Annotated in this window: 11 protein-coding genes; 3 read left to right on the top strand and 8 right to left on the bottom strand. The window is 44.8% G+C overall.

Features of this window, described 5'->3' with window-relative positions:
* Positions 1-51: 51 nt before the first annotated feature.
* Both ABHV44_RS04690 and ABHV44_RS04685 read right to left on the bottom strand, forming a co-directional pair.
* Positions 52-2,289, bottom strand: coding sequence for an ATP-binding protein (locus ABHV44_RS04690; protein WP_459073504.1), 2,238 nt, complete (start codon positions 2,287-2,289; stop codon positions 52-54).
* 257 nt (positions 2,290-2,546) lie between these two features.
* Positions 2,547-2,780: a hypothetical protein gene (locus ABHV44_RS04685; protein ID WP_459073503.1), complete on the bottom strand. Its 234-nt coding sequence runs from the start codon at positions 2,778-2,780 to the stop codon at positions 2,547-2,549.
* Positions 2,781-3,077: 297 nt separating this feature from the next.
* Here ABHV44_RS04685 and ABHV44_RS04680 point away from each other — a divergent pair, with 297 nt between their 5' ends.
* Positions 3,078-3,872, top strand: a complete 795-nt coding sequence (locus ABHV44_RS04680) for a pirin family protein (protein WP_459073502.1) — start codon at positions 3,078-3,080, stop codon at positions 3,870-3,872.
* Positions 3,873-3,966: 94 nt separating this feature from the next.
* Here the strand turns inward: ABHV44_RS04680 and ABHV44_RS04675 are convergent, their stop codons facing one another.
* From ABHV44_RS04675 to ABHV44_RS04650, 6 genes are all read right to left on the bottom strand, one after another.
* The gene (locus tag ABHV44_RS04675; RefSeq protein ID WP_459073501.1) at positions 3,967-4,602 is read right to left on the bottom strand and encodes a DUF4920 domain-containing protein; all 636 of its coding nucleotides are present in this window, start codon (positions 4,600-4,602) and stop codon (positions 3,967-3,969) included.
* 116 nt (positions 4,603-4,718) lie between these two features.
* Positions 4,719-6,743, bottom strand: a complete 2,025-nt coding sequence (locus tag ABHV44_RS04670) for an OmpA family protein (RefSeq protein WP_459073500.1) — start codon at positions 6,741-6,743, stop codon at positions 4,719-4,721.
* A gap of 90 nt (positions 6,744-6,833) precedes the next feature.
* Positions 6,834-9,668 (bottom strand): AsmA family protein, encoded by a 2,835-nt coding sequence (locus ABHV44_RS04665; RefSeq protein WP_459073499.1) that lies wholly within the window; start codon positions 9,666-9,668, stop codon positions 6,834-6,836.
* 39 nt (positions 9,669-9,707) lie between these two features.
* A complete protein-coding gene (locus ABHV44_RS04660; protein WP_459073498.1) occupies positions 9,708-11,135 on the bottom strand; it encodes a dicarboxylate/amino acid:cation symporter in 1,428 nt (475 codons plus the stop codon).
* 56 nt (positions 11,136-11,191) lie between these two features.
* The gene (gene aroC, locus ABHV44_RS04655; protein ID WP_459073497.1) at positions 11,192-12,271 is read right to left on the bottom strand and encodes a chorismate synthase; all 1,080 of its coding nucleotides are present in this window, start codon (positions 12,269-12,271) and stop codon (positions 11,192-11,194) included.
* Positions 12,272-12,303: 32 nt separating this feature from the next.
* Positions 12,304-12,444 (bottom strand): hypothetical protein, encoded by a 141-nt coding sequence (locus ABHV44_RS04650; RefSeq protein ID WP_459073496.1) that lies wholly within the window; start codon positions 12,442-12,444, stop codon positions 12,304-12,306.
* Here ABHV44_RS04650 and hutI point away from each other — a divergent pair.
* Complete coding sequence (hutI, locus tag ABHV44_RS04645; protein WP_459073495.1) at positions 12,443-13,702, top strand: imidazolonepropionase; 1,260 nt, start codon at positions 12,443-12,445, stop codon at positions 13,700-13,702. The two genes, ABHV44_RS04650 and hutI, sit on opposite strands and share 2 nt — an antisense overlap.
* A gap of 153 nt (positions 13,703-13,855) precedes the next feature.
* Positions 13,856-15,163, top strand: a complete 1,308-nt coding sequence (locus tag ABHV44_RS04640) for a T9SS type A sorting domain-containing protein (RefSeq protein WP_459073494.1) — start codon at positions 13,856-13,858, stop codon at positions 15,161-15,163.
* Positions 15,164-15,253: the final 90 nt, after the last annotated feature.

Here is a 15,253-nt window from a genome sequence, read left to right as displayed (position 1 = left end):
TAGTAATGACAAGAAAGCTGGAAAATTGTTGCTCTACAATTTAGATCTTGTCTAAGACGGAATTGTTAACCTAAAGCGGGTGCCCATGTCTACTTTGCTATCTATCTCAATTTGTCCTCCCAGCACTTCAGTTTGAATCTTTGTGAGATGAAGCCCGATTCCTGTTCCTTTCACATGGTCGTGGAAACGCTTGTAAAGTTTGAAGACCTCTTCACCATATTTTTCAATGTCAATTCCAAGACCGTTGTCAGAGACTTCAATTATCACAAACTGGCCTTTTCGCTCGGCTGATACTTCTATTACGCATTTTTTATCGGGATGGCGATATTTTATAGCGTTTGAAATCAGGTTGAACATGATGCTTTGGACATAACTCTTGATGGTTTTCATCTTGTCGGCATCAGGGCAGATGTCCATTCGAATGATCGATCCTGAATCAGCTATCTGATTTTCGAGGTTGTTTTTTATTTCCTCCAAAACTTCGATGAGACTAAAGGTGGCTACCTTTTTGTTGATCGGAGTTCTGGCAGAGAGCACTTGAGAAAGGTCGCGAATAATGTTGTCAAGCGATTCTGCCGACTCCTTCATTTTTTCTGCTATCAAATCTTTCTTTTCTCTGGGCAGGTCCATACCAATGAGCTTGCTCAAACCGAGCATGTTTGCAACAGGAGATCGCAAGTTGTGAGAAACGATGTAGTTGAATTGCATCAACTCGTTGATTCGGTCGTTGAGATCTTTGATCAGTTTTTCCTTTTCGTGCTCGGCTTCTTTGATGGCGGTGATGTTGATACCATTCCCAACGATGTACTGAAACTCACCATTTTCGAATAGAGGAATATATTTTCTGAGAATATAAATCTTCTCGCCATTCTTGTCCGTGTGTTCATCTACCCACTCAGTAACAGTTTTACTTGTTATTGCCTTTTGGTACATCTCCTGTCTGACATGGGCCAGGTCATTATTCATGTTTTTTTCCTTGCAGTAGTCAAAATCATCTTTTCCAATGAGCCAGTTTCTCAATTCATCGTTCTTTACTGCTTGTTTGTTGATGAAGCTGAACTTTCCCTTGTCACTAATTACAGCTATCTGCCCGGGTGCGTTGTGAAGAATAGACTCGAAGAATTTCTTTTGTTCGTGCACTTTCTCTTCGGATCGTTGCTTTGCCAGTGCGAAGCTCACATGGTTGATGAACCGTGAAATGGATTCTTTTTCGAAAGCAGAAATAACCTTTGGCGCTGTGAAAGTCGCTACTCCTAAGAGCTCATCTTCCACAACCATAGGCAGCAATCCCATGGTTTTGATTTTAAGTGATCTTCTGATTTTCGGAGCATCAATAGTTTTATCGGTGTCTTTTTTATAGTGACTGTGAATGATCTGTTCTATCTCCGAGGGGTCGCTGGTGATCAGATGGGTTCTTTTGCCTATTAATTCATTGAGCAAGTGGTTGTGGTCAACTGGAAAGGAATCAACTTCCATGTCGTAACCTGTGGCTTTTTGGAAAGTCGTTCTGAGGTGCTTTGCGATATTTTCCGAATTCAGTTTTAGCGTAGTTTCTTCAGTATCGAAAATGTAAAATCTGCTCGACATTACACCCGTGATTTTCCTCAGGGAATCGAGAAGTAAATCAGAAATATGTTTTACGGACTTACCTCGTAGAGCGGCACTGTTTATCTGGTCAATCAGCTTGATCTCTCTGAATGCATACTTTACATCCATCTCCTGGGTTTTGCGAGAGGTGATGTCTCTGGCACACCCCAGGATTGCGATGACTTTTCCACTGTGATCTATTTTTGGAATCAGCTGATCTTCGAGCCACATGTAGCTGTCAGAGTTGTTGATCTTCAGTCGATAGTCGAATCGCGACCTTTCCCCTTCTAAAGCTTTTGTAAGGTGCGATTTGTAGTTCTTACGGTCGTCTGGGTGAATGATTTTTTTACGAAGTGCGATATCGTTGATGTACGCATCTTCCGGATAGCCGAGCAACTCTGAAATCTGCTTGGAGATGAAGTTGAATTCAATCGTGGGCTTTGGGTTATAATCAACCTTGAGAGCGTAAATAATCTCATCTATTTGCTCGTAGATTTCATGCAAGAGAGCTGTTTTTTGCTCCTTTCTTTCGCTTTCCCTTGCGAGTTCCCTGCCTAGAGTGTTGAGACTTGCCACAATGGATTTGACTGACTCGTCCTCAGGCTGGTAAGAAATTCGAGCATCAAAATTGCCACGGCCATACTCGTGCAAAAGCTCATGAAGTATGTTCAACTGATCGTTATTTAATTTGCCGATGCTCATTTTGTGAAGGGCGGCTTAACAAACATCAAAAACCCAACCTGGCAAGAGAACTCATCCGAGGATTTAAAGCAAAAATTTGCCTGGTAAAGATTTACTGGGACCTGAGAGGTTTGATTAAACGGGTGAAAATAGTTTTTAGCGTTAATAAAAGGTACTCCGAAAGAAGTACGTAAATCTCGTTACTAAGTTTAGAAAATGAATCTAACAAATTTTGGTGGACAAATAACCTGGACAACCAGGCATTTCAGCTACTGGATTCAGCGTCTGTACTTTGGGTCTATACAAACGAACTGGTAGGAGTCAGCTTCATCTTGATATTGCCACATTCCCAGGACTTTTTTTGGAATAGCCGAGCGCTTTACCTCTTTTGCATGGTAAGTATGCTCACCCAACTTGTCGCCATCAGCAAACCTGAGCACAATGACGAACGAATTGTCCGACTGGGGAATAATGCGATAGGAGCTCACATCCAGTGCTATGGGGATTGCCATTAAAACGCGATTTTGTTTGAGGCAATTTAAGCAGTGAAATCTGGATATGCGAATCCGAATCTCGTTTTTGCTAAAGGAATTTTGCACACGAAAGTCTTAAACTAGTTCAAGGTGTTGATAACCAAAAGGCAGCTAACTTTCGAGAAAATTTGAATGATGAAAAAGTCTTTAGTTTTTGCTGTTGCCTTGGCGTTGATGGGGTTAACATTTGCATTTCAGTCTTTAAACCAACGCTCTATTCTCAAACTTCATAGCACGGTTAGGAGCGACATTGGCGATCTCGTAACCTATAGGGCAATGCCCACCAGAAGCGTTTCCATTGATCAGTTGGATCCATTTCTTTTTCTCAACCATCACGGTCCTCAGGTTTACGAACCCGGAAATTCGGGATTGCCATTTGAACCACATCCGCACAAAGGCTTTGAGACAGTGACCTTCATTCTCGAAGGCAGTTTGGTCCACAGCGACAACAGCGGACACACAAGCGAAATTACTGCTGGAGGTGTGCAATGGATGACTGCAGGAAAAGGAATAGTTCACTCTGAAATGTCGTCCGAAGAATTTAAGAAGAATGGAGGGCCAATTGAAATACTGCAACTTTGGGTGAATCTGCCGAAGGAGAAAAAGAATCTTGAGCCGGCATATACTGGCTTGCAGAGCCAGGCTATTCCGAAATTTCAAAGTAGTGGAGGCGCAACAGTTCATCTTATCTCGGGTGATCTGGAAGGTGAAAATGGGCCAATCAAATCCAATACTGATGTAACGATGAGTTGGGTGGAATTTAATGCAGGTGAAAGCTTTGAAGTGTCCGTTGATCCTTCGAGAGAGGTGTTTTTCTACACAGTAAGTGGAGATTTTACTGTGAATGGAAAGCAAGTAGTAGATAAGACACTGGTAGAATTTGGTAAAGATGGCAGCCAGATAAATGTTAAGGCCAGCAAAAAGGGAGTAATTCTATTTGGACATGCAGAGCCAACAGGTGATCCGGTGGTTTCCGAAGGTCCGTTTGTGATGAACACCAAAGAAGAAATCAGACAAGCTATTCGCGATTATCGGGCAGGTAAGTTTGGTGGACCGATTGAAGAACACTAGAAAAGACTTGAGAATCGAGGTTTGAGTTTGTAAACGATACAAAAAAAAAGCCGCTCAATTTGAGCGGCCTTTAATTCTTTCGGGAGAAATCGAATTACATCTTTTTCTCTACTTCTTTCTCTTCTTCGTGCATGTGCTCTTCACCTTCGTGATCGTGACCTTCGTGGTCGTGTCCTTCATGCATTTCTTCTTCTTTCGCTTCTTCCTCAGGCATGTCTTCGTGATCTTCGATAACTACACCCATCGCGTTGAAAGCAAGAGCGTACTCAGGCTCAGTGATGGCATCAATTTCTTCTTGCGGCTTGCCGGCATCTTCTGCGTAGTGCTTAAGCATGTCAACAGTTACAGTATCGCGGAAAGCTTTCCCGGTCATGTAAGCCATTTTACCATCTACTCCAGATTTAGGAACAAAGAATGAGTGGTCGTTCATGTAAACCATCATCTGCTCTTCTTCTCCCATATCGACTCTCATCCAGCAGCCCATTTTAGTGCAAGTCTCGTAGATTGGCGCTTTCACGACAGTCATCATTGAATCTTTTCCTTCCATCTCTTTTTCGAGATCGGCAACAGAAATAGCACCGTCAATTTCAAATTCTTCACCGTAGTGCGCCATTGGCGTTTCCATTGAAGTTTCTTCTTCTTTGTTCTCTTTGTCGGCTGTTGCATTGTCGTTGTTTTGACAAGCCACCAAAACAGCAGCACCGAATAGTAAGTAGAGTAATTTTTTCATCTCTAGATTAACTTTTTTGATTTTGGTTGGAGATGAAAGTGAAACTACGTTAGCTTCTCTCAACTCCGATTGATTTGAATTTGAGGCAAAAGTAGCAAATTCTAATATTGCAAGACTTACTTGATAACAAATTCAGTTCTGCGATTTTGAGCACGGCCTTCAGCGGTTTCATTGCTTTCTACAGGGTCCGATTCGCCATAGCCTTTGGCCGTGACTCTGCGTCCATCAATGCCTTGCTGTTCGAGGTAGCCTTTCACTTCAAAAGCCCGGTCCATAGAAAGGGCGAGATTGTCTTTGTCCGAACCTACATTGTCTGTGTGACCGCGAATTTCTACATCGATATTGGGGTTCTCTTTTAGATATTCGGCAAACTCATCAAGGATGACTTTTGAAACCCGATCGATTTCGGCAGAGTTTGTAGCATAAGTAATGTCGTTGATTCTAAATGGCTTTCCCTTTTTCTCCTCTTCGGTTTTCACACTCAGCTTCACCACCGATGGCTGTTCGTCTTTCTCCTTGTCTTTATTTATCACAACCCGCGAGTTGAATGCGAGACCTTTGTCTTTGACAGACATCAAAACATCTTCACCTTTTTCCACATTCACCACGGCTGCGTACTTTCCATCATCATTACTGACTTCAATTTCTTCCACCTTTTTACTCTGTGCATAAGTGAGTTCAACTGTAGCATCTTGCTTTGGAGAGCCGTCTTCATTTGTGATTTCTCCTTTGAGGATTACCACTCGCTCGGGTCTCAGTTCTTTTGGCAGTTGGAATGAGTAGATGTCAAATCCTCGCGAGCCGCTGATGTTGCGAGTGGCGAAGTAGGCAAGTTCACCGTCTGAACTCACTATCATTCCGTGCTCGTCTTCTGGTGTGTTGATCGGGTGACCAAGGTTTTCAGGCTCCGTCCAGCTTCCATCTTCTTTTTGTTTTGAAAAGAAAAGATCGTAACCACCGATTCCCCGATGTCCATTGCTCGCGAAGTACAGGGTTTTGCTGTCGGAGTGCATAAATGGAGCCTTGTCATCTCCAGAAGTGTTGATGGTCTCGCTCAAAGGTTTGGCTTTGCCCCAGGTGCCGTCCTCTTGTCTTTCGCTGTAGAAAATATCGGTACTAGGGTCACCATCCGGTTTGCGCTTGCACTCCTCGCGTACTGTTGCGAAATAGAGCGTATTTCCATCGGCAGAAAGTGAAGGTTGGGCTTCCCAGCTCATGTCTCCATTGATGTTGGACCCGAGATTTTGCAGCTCGTCCCATTTGTAGTGATAATCTCCTTTTTTGTCCTGGTAGCGCTCGTAACTCGTGACGTACAGGTCGATATTTTGGGGGTTGTCTTTTACCGGATTTTTCTTGGCGACAAACATTTCTTTGTTGTCCACGGAGATGGTGGCTCCACCGTAGTTGTCACCGAGATTGAAAGGGCGGGGAAGTGGTTCGCCATCGCTAAAGTTGGTGTTGATATTTTCGCGTTCGCTCAAAGTAAACTCTTCGACTCTGCGGCTGTATAGATCCCCTTTTGCTTTTTTGTTTTGCACGCGGGTGAAAAAAATCAGTTCATTGTCAGGACTGAGCATTGGAAGGTAGTCATCACCTTGAGATGAAACTCCTTCAACGCGTTGCGGCTCAATGTCATATTCATTTTTGTAGAAATCGCGGTAGAACTTCACATTCGGAAGCGACTCCATGACCTCCTTGTATTTTCTGTCGTAGTCGCGGGCAAACTTCTCTTCTCCGTCTTCAGGAAATTTCAGAAAGTAGTCGAAATACTCCACTGCTTCGTCATAATTGCGCATGGCGTAGTTGATCGCCCCCAGGTAGTAGTAGGGTTCTGAATGGTAATTAGGGCATCGTTCTATCAGCTGTTCGTACGCGTTTTTGGCTTTGTCGAAAGATCTGTTTTTAATTTTAGCAATTAAAAATTCCAGTTCTCCGAGCATTAACCTGCATTCGAGACAGCCTTCATCTTCCTCGACAGCCTCAATCAAAAACTCTCTCCGTTCTTCGGATTGATACTTTCTTTTGTCGTTGGCTTTTTCGAGGAGCTTTTCCACCTTTCTGGAAGGTTCATAATCGCAGCCGTCCTGGGTTTGTGCCAGAACAGGCATTAGAAAAAGTGCGATAAACCAAATTGCTTTCATATCTCCTGTAACGCGAGTTATCTGCCACAAGTGTCTTGTGGCAGATGTGAGCGGGACGGCAAAGCCGGCCCGCAACACTTATCCTCTGGATTACTTATTCTTCGCCTCTTCGATGAGGTTATCGGCTCTTTGTTGAGCTTCGGCTATAATGTTGTCGGCTTGTTTCTGTGCCTCCGCTTCTAATTGATCTGCTTTTTTATCTGCTTCACTGCGGACCTTGTTGGCCGCGGCTTTGGCGGCAGCTTGCTGAAGGGGGTTTTTGGCCTCATCCTCAATTTGCTTGGCTTTTTTCTCCGCTTCTTCGCGAACTTTGTCGGCTGCCTTTTTAGCTTCGCTTACAACTTTGTCTGCCTTTTGTCGCGCTTCGGCCATAATCTGGTCGGCCTTTTCCTGAGCTTTCTCAAGCGCATCGTCCTTCACTTCCTCTATCTTCTCTTCCACCTTCTCTTTCACTTCTTCCTTCACCTGCTCTTTGATGTCCTGGCTGCTTCCGCCAAGCTCTCCAAAGTTGGTTTGAAGTTTTGGATCTGTAACAGTTCCCACAACCTTAATTCTCACAGGAATAGTTTTCCCGGCAGATAGATTCGTTCCGAACTTGTCGTTGATCTGCCCGAGAAGATTTGTTGCTTGTTGATTGACGGTACTTCCGAGTTTTTCGAATGGAATGTCCATCGCCACGTTGTAATTGATTTCCTGTTCAAAAGTGGTGTAGCCATCAACTGTAGCCGGAATGCCATCGAGCTTCACCTCAAATGGTTCAGTGGTCACGCGGCCGTTTTCAAATTTGTATCGGATGCTGATGTCTTCAATATTTTGCTTCGACAGTCTGTCAATTTTCAACTGCTCAGCCAGTTTGTTCAGTGGCTCAAATCCTTCGATGTAAACATCTTTAGTACTCAGCGTTCCTCCACCTTCAATCGTTTCGTTGATCGGAGTCATGGTGGTGTCTAGCGATGCCATAAATTTCATCTGCGTAGAAAACTTACCGGTGCAGTTTTTTGCAATCGGAGCGAGCTTCTCGACAGTATTGAATGTCGTAGCCGTTGACTTGATATCTAGATTGGTAATTCCAAAGTCGAAGTCGACTTCTGGTCTCTCCGGGTTTTGTGTGTCGTACGTTCCAGACATTTTCACCTGACCTCCAAGAACGTCCATTCCTAGATTGGTAAGCATCGCCTTTTTGTCTCTTACTGCGATCTTCCCTTTCACGTTGGCGATATTTACGTTGTCGTAAGTGAGTTTTTTCAGGTCCGCATTTAGCACAAAATCAATGTTCCCGGGAACTTCGATCACACTAAGCGCCACGCTGTCTTCAGCTGTTTCCGTTTCTGCTGGCGCTTCTTCACCGCTGTCTGCCATGAAGGGATTAAGATTCAGGTTGTTCGACTGCAAGTTAAACTGACCTTCTAGCAACGCAGAATCGCGAAGAGCGAACGCCAGGTAGTTGTTGATTTTTCCACTGGCGTTGATGTCGCTGTCTGCAATACGGCTTTTGAATTGAGAAAGCTCAATAAATTTCGGAGAGAAATTAAAGTAAGCGATATCCAGATTCACATCGTAAGGCATACTTGCTGAGGAGTACATAATTTCCTGCATGATGATCTGACCCTGAGCATCAAAATCTTCGTAGCGTTCCTGCTCGATTGTCGACATGCGACCGTGAACACTCAGGTCTGCATTGATTGTTCCCGCCAGTTGATCGGAAGCATCGAGAGGCACAACATCCTTCAGCGTGGACAAAACAATTTTTGCTTTCACTTCCGTGTCGATCTGCGGATCTGACATCGGAGTTCTCAATTTCAAAAATGCATCGATTGGATTTCCTCCGAGCTCCATGTGGAAAGTAGGCACATCCACTTTCATCTTGTCGAAGTCGTTTCCGTCTGGAGCGTCAATGTGGGCTTCAACCTGAATGTTGTCGGCTGATTTTGGCAAATCAGGGTACTGGAATCTTCCATTTTCCACCATGAGGTTCATTCCAAATCCTGGCATTGAGTTGTCGTTGTAAGTTCCTTTCACGTAGCCGTCAAACGCCATACTTCCTGAAACGTCAACACCCTCGAGGTCGCTTGCAAATTCTGCTGGCACCATCGAAAGCAGCGTTCTAAATTCTGTTTTTGTAGCATCGAAAGTGATGTCCATGTCGATGTCATCGGCTGGCATGGCGAGCCATCCGTCTGCTCCAACTTCCAGTTCGTTGAGACGAATCACATTTTCATTGAAAGTAAACTTGAATTGCTCAAAATCGATCGCCAGATCGGCATCGATGTCGGCCTTTGCTTTGTTGATGTAGTAAATGTTGTCATACGACATGTTGACCGCATCTGCAGTTGTTTTCGTTGAAAGCGTAGTTGTTGTAGCGGTGAGGTCGCCCGAACCGTTGTGGTTTAGGTTCTCAATCTCAAGCATAAAAGGCATCGACTTGTCATCGTAAAGCACGTAGCCACCTTCGATGAAATAATTTTGAAGCGCCATTTTAAATCCACCTCCTTCTTCAGTTTCTTCCACAACCTCCTCTTCTGATTCTTCGCTGGCTTTCACAATGTCGTAGTTGGCACTGCCGTCTTCGAGCACGTGAATTTTAATCTTTGGCTCCACGATTCCAATCTCAATGATTTCGATCTGATCGCCCATCAGACTCCAGACATCTACTGTGGCAGAAAATGTCTTAATATCGGCCATTCTCACGCCTTCAAACTTTTCAACTCCATCCACAGTGAATGCTTCGATGTCTACTGAAAGGTTAGGAAAGTTGCTGATCAGCGAGAGGGAAACATCCTCAAAATTGACTTTGGCGTTCAGATTTTCATTAGCTGCAGATTTTATTCCTTCTACAATTTTTCCTTTGAAGGCAAAAGGCAGAATGAGCAGCAAGAGAAAAATTACTACGATAGTAATACCTAAGATTTTGAGGAACTTCTTCATGAGTGTCGATTTGATGTTTTTAGTTTTTCACGGATAAATTTAATCAGATTCTACCGGTGGGTGCAATTCACCTTCAGAATTTGCAATTACAGTAGAAACCGTGGCGTCCCCGGTAACGTTCACTACGGTTCGGCACATATCCAAAATTCGGTCAACGGGGAAAATAATGGCGATCCAGGCTGGATTGAGGCCAACACTTTGCAAAACAATAATCAGCATGATGAGTCCGGCACTGGGAACGGCAGCTGAACCGATAGACGCCAAAGTAGCTGTTAGTACAATTGTCAGCTGCTGCACCAGGTTGAGATCGACTTCGTGGATTTGCGCCAAAAAGATTACGGCAATCGCCTGGTAGAGACTCGTCCCGTCCATGTTTACAGTGGCTCCGATCGGTAAAACAAAACTTGTCACGTTTCGAGATACCCCGAGTCGTTCTTCTACGCAGTCCATAGTAACGGGAAGCGTGGCTGCACTACTGCTCGTGCTGAAGGCAAGAAACTGTGCAGGACTGATGTTTCTTAAAAATTGTCTGTAGCCGAGTTTTTTCACTAGCAAGCTCAGCAATACCGGGTAAAAAACAAAAACCAGAAATGCCAGACCACCTGCTACGGCTAGCGAGTAGAATCCAAGTCCTTTAAATATCTGGAGGATTTCCATTGTGCTGTCTCCCATCTTCACCATCACCCCAGCCATAAGGGCAAAGACGAAAAACGGAGCGGCCTTCATCACGATGTCAACCATTTTGAGAAAGACCTCGTTGGCTCCATTGACGAAAGCGACAACCGGTTTAGCCTGCTCCTCAGGGATGAATTTCAATGTGATCCCGAAGAAAATTCCAAAGAAGATAATTTGAAGCATCATGGAGTTACTCGAAAGCGACCCGAAGATGTTTTCGGGAACCATTTCTACGATGAAACTCAATGGCGACTTATCTTTTTGAGCGGCTGCCGTTTGCTGTAGCTCTTCCATGTCGAGGTCTTTGGCGGTGGGCACTTTCATATCCGAACTTTGCCTCACACTGTCGACAAGTGAACTGTATTTCTCATCTGTGAGATAACTCTTGCCATCGAGGATTTCCACCCCAGGAGTTTCTGCGACCCATAGCTCGTAGCTGATTCGATTCTTGGCTCGCTGACTTTCGTCAACAGTTTTTCCCGGTTGGAAAGTATTCACCAAAAGCAATCCGAGAGAAACAGCAACCACAGTGGTGGTGAGGTAGGCAAGGAGTGTTTTTGCTCCCATTCGGCCTAGTTTGTTGATTTCACTAAGGCCGGCAATTCCTGCAATGATGGAAAACAAAACCAGCGGCACAGCAATGAACTTGAGCAGGCGGAGGAAGATTGTTCCAAACGGATCGATCCAGTCGATGGTGAATTGCGTCCACCCGAGCTCGCTGGCCAAAAGTGCCCAAACGACTCCGAATCCCAATCCAATAATAATTTGCCAGTGCAGTGCGAGCTTTCTCATTGCTTCGTCAGGTTTTGTGTAAAGGGGCTAAAATAAAATTTTGATCTCAGATAGAATCAGAACCTGGCTGATCGTTGGCGAAGGTAGTGATCGGCCAGAACCAAAGCTGTCATGGCTTCTACGATGGGTACAGCTCGTGGCAAAACACAAGGGTCGTGGCGGCCCTTACCTTTCACTGTTGTCGGCTCTCCTTTTTCGTCTACGCTTTGCTGGTCGCGCATGAGCGTTGCAATGGGTTTAAAACCAACATTGAAATAAATCGGTTGTCCGTTGCTGATTCCGCCCTGAATACCTCCGGAGTGGTTGGTAGAAGTAGAAGTTCCTCCATCGGTTTTCACGAAAGGGTCGTTGTGCTCCGAGCCGCGCATCCGCGTGCCTTCAAAACCACTGCCCAGCTCAAAGCTTTTGGCAGCGTTAATGCTCATCATAGCTTTTGCCAAATCTGCATGGAGTTTATCGAAAACCGGCTCGCCCCAGCCCGCAGGAACTCGCTGCGCCACGCAAGTGATGGCTCCGCCCACGGTGTCGCCATCTTTGCGAACGGCTTTCAGCAGGTCGATCATCTCTTCAGCAACTTTGGGGTCAGGACAGCGAACGATGTTTGAATCTGTTTGTGTCAGGTCGAGTTCTGACCAGGGTTTGTCGACAGTGAGGTTTTCAATCCGGCTCACAAAAGCATCGATGGTCACACCGATCTGGCTCAACATCATTTTTGCGATAGCACCGGCAACAACCCTGCAAGCAGTTTCTCTTGCTGAGCTTCTTCCTCCACCGCGGTAGTCGCGAATGCCGTACTTCTCCACGAAAGTGAAATCGGCATGTGACGGTCGAAATTTGTCTTTGATGTGGGAGTAATCCTTCGACTTTTGATTTTCGTTGCGGATGATAAAACCAATCGGAGTGCCCGTGGTTTTTCCTTCGAAAATGCCCGAGAGAATTTCCACGGTGTCGGATTCTTTGCGCTGAGTTACGATTTCACTCTGGCCGGGTTTTCTGCGGTCGAGCTCTTTTTGAATTTCTGCTATATCGAGGTCGAGGCCAGCAGGGCAACCGTCTATCACGCCTCCAATTGCTACTCCGTGAGACTCTCCAAATGTGGTGAGCTTAAAAATTTCTCCTGTCGTGTTTCCAGCCATTCTCTGTTGGTCAAAATTTGTCGCCAGTCTTTTCAGAATTTAATTTCTTCCCACTGACTTCGATTCCCCGAAAGTAAAGAATCGGCAGTTACCAGCGAAGTCAGCAGATCATTTTCACGCTCTCCCTGAACTTCTATCTTTGCGGCATCACACGAACAAAACGATCCGATCATGTCGAAGCTTTTTATCAAAAATATCAAAGGACTCTGCCAGGTTGAAGAAGATGGTGAAAACCGAAAGTGGGTGGCCGGAAGCGAAATGGATCGCTTGCCAGTTATCGAAAATGCCTGGATCGCCATCGACAACGGTAAGATTGCCGACTTTGGGAAAATGAGCGACTGGCCGGGAATAACTGACTGGAGAGACCTCGAGGTGATTGATGTAGAGGGGAAATACGTTTTGCCATCGTGGTGCGACTCGCACACCCATCTCGTTTACGCAGCTCCAAGAGAGTCGGAGTTTGTAGACAGAATTAAGGGACTTTCATACGAAGAAATTGCCGCCCGTGGAGGTGGGATTTTGAATTCGGCTACCAAACTTCAGCAAACTTCTGAAGATGACCTGATGGAGAGCACTCGCCAACGACTGGATGAGATTGCCCGATTTGGAACCGGAGCAGTGGAGATTAAGAGTGGTTATGGACTCACCGTAGATGCAGAGCTTAAGATGCTGCGGGTGATTAAGCGTTTGAAAGAAGAAAGTCCGCTGACGATTAAAGCTACTTTCCTCGGAGCTCATGCCATTCCTAAAGAATACAAAGAAAATCGCACGGATTACATCGATTTGATTTGCGAGGAAATGCTGCCCAAGGTAGCCGATGAAGGCCTGGCGGACTACATCGATGTTTTCTGTGAAAGAAATTACTTCACTAACGAAGAGACCGACAGAATCCTCAAGGCTGGAGCGAAGTTCGGACTGCGACCAAAAGTTCACGTGAATCAGTTCACTGTTTCAGGAGGAATTAAAACCTGTGTGGACAACAACGCGCTTTCAGTAGATCATCTGGAAGAGTTGGGAGACGAAGACCTCGAAGCACTGAAAGGATCTGAAACCATGCCCACGATGCTGCCGAGTTGTTCTTTCTTCATTGGAATTCCTTACGGAAATGCGAGGAAAGTGATTGACTCCGGACTTCCACTTGCGCTGGCCACCGACTACAATCCAGGGTCAACTCCTTCAGGTAAAATTCCTTTTGTGCTTTCATTGGCTTGCATCAAAATGAAAATTACACCAAATGAGGCGATTAACGCGGTGACCAAAAACACAGCCTATGCCATGAACCTCGGAGAAACGCACGGTTCCATCGCAAGGGGTAAAGTCGCCAACCTGATTGTGACAAAAGAAATCCCATCTGTCGGCTTTATTCCCTACGCCTTTGGCACCGACTCGATCGACCAGGTGATTTTGAATGGGGAGATATATTCTTCCTAGGTATCATCAACTTTTGGAATTGTTTTTCGTAAGGCGTTTCGGAGCGGAAGAATCTTACGAGAGAAGTGTTCAAAAATACTTAAAGAACCTTTTGGAAACTTGGTTTTTTCGCTTGTTTTAATATACTTAGACTAATCAAAAAACACACTAACAATGAATTTTAGGCTTACATCTCTTTTGCTGATTTCAATTTTCATGACGACCGTTGCGATAGGTCAAACTGAGAGAAACTCACTTTCTCTCGATAATGGATTGACCCCGGAGAGCTCTCAATCGAATGTCGCTGAACTGAATTATAGAGTGATTGGACTCAATGTGTCCCTGATGGATGCCGGTGTTTGGGTTGAAGGCGATTCAGTTGCCCTAACTTATAGCGGAACAAACGGTAGCAATCTTGTGACAGGTGAAATCAATTTTGATGAGAATATTTATTATGAGTGGGATGGATTGATTTATACACCTGACACAAGAGATGTTCGGTCTTACGGTGAAAATGGCCTTGTAGAAGAGCATATCTATCAGGATTACATCACGGGTGACTGGCAAAATGACGACAGAGATTTGTTCACCTACAATGACGAAGATCTTTTGGCCAACCGAACTGTTCAGATTTACAATGGAGGAGCATGGGAGGATGATCACAGATTCGTCTTTATCTACGATCAGGGACAAATGATTTCAGAAACCAGACAAAACTGGTCGGGCAGCTCCTGGGAGAATGATTATCGTGTTGTGTACACCTACAATGGTAGCGGATATCTTGCTACAGAGCTTAGTCAGAGCTGGGATGGTTCTTCATGGGAAGACAATAATCGCCACGTTTATACTTATGATGGTAATGGAAACATGATCGAAGATGTCTACGATTATTGGGGTGGTTCATCATGGATATTGACTTCTCGAACTGTGATGCAATATGATGCTGACAATTGGCTAACTACAGAAACTGACCAGGAGTGGAATGGAAGTGACTGGGAAAATGACTCTCGAACTATTTATACACACGAAACTGGAGTGGTTTATTACAGTGAAATTATTGATCAAAACTACGTGAGTTCGAGCTGGGAAAATGGCTTTAGATCTGTTTTCACCTTCACAGAGTTCAACCGGGTTGAGTCCGCTGTCTACAGCAACTGGGATGGTACCATTTGGCAAGTATTGGATAAAGCGGATTACTATTACGAAGAATACGATGACGGCACGATCGGAGTCGAATCCATCGATGATCTGAGTGTAAAAGTATTTCCTAACCCGGCAGCGGAATATGTGACTTTCAGAAACGACAATAAATCTGAGCGCATGGTAGTCGAAATCTACAATCTAAATGGCCAGCTTGTAAAAACGCTACAAGGCAGTGGCGAAATCAGATGGAACATCAATAGAAACTTGCCGGCTGGAGTTTACTCTTACGTGCTAAGCATTGGTGACAAAGCCAAAAGAGGACAGATTATCAGGAGATAGTCTTTCCATTTAGGCATACAGAGAATCGAAAAGCTATTCTGGAGTGCGGAAACGAATAGAAGGTGCAAGCTTTGAGCTCGCACCTTTTTT

Source organism: Halocola ammonii (assembly GCF_049334165.1).
Lineage (GTDB): Bacteria > Bacteroidota > Bacteroidia > Flavobacteriales_D > Sanyastnellaceae > JBEGHD01.
The sequence above is the reverse complement of the archived record's forward strand: the minus strand, read 5'-3'. Positions and strand labels throughout refer to the sequence as shown.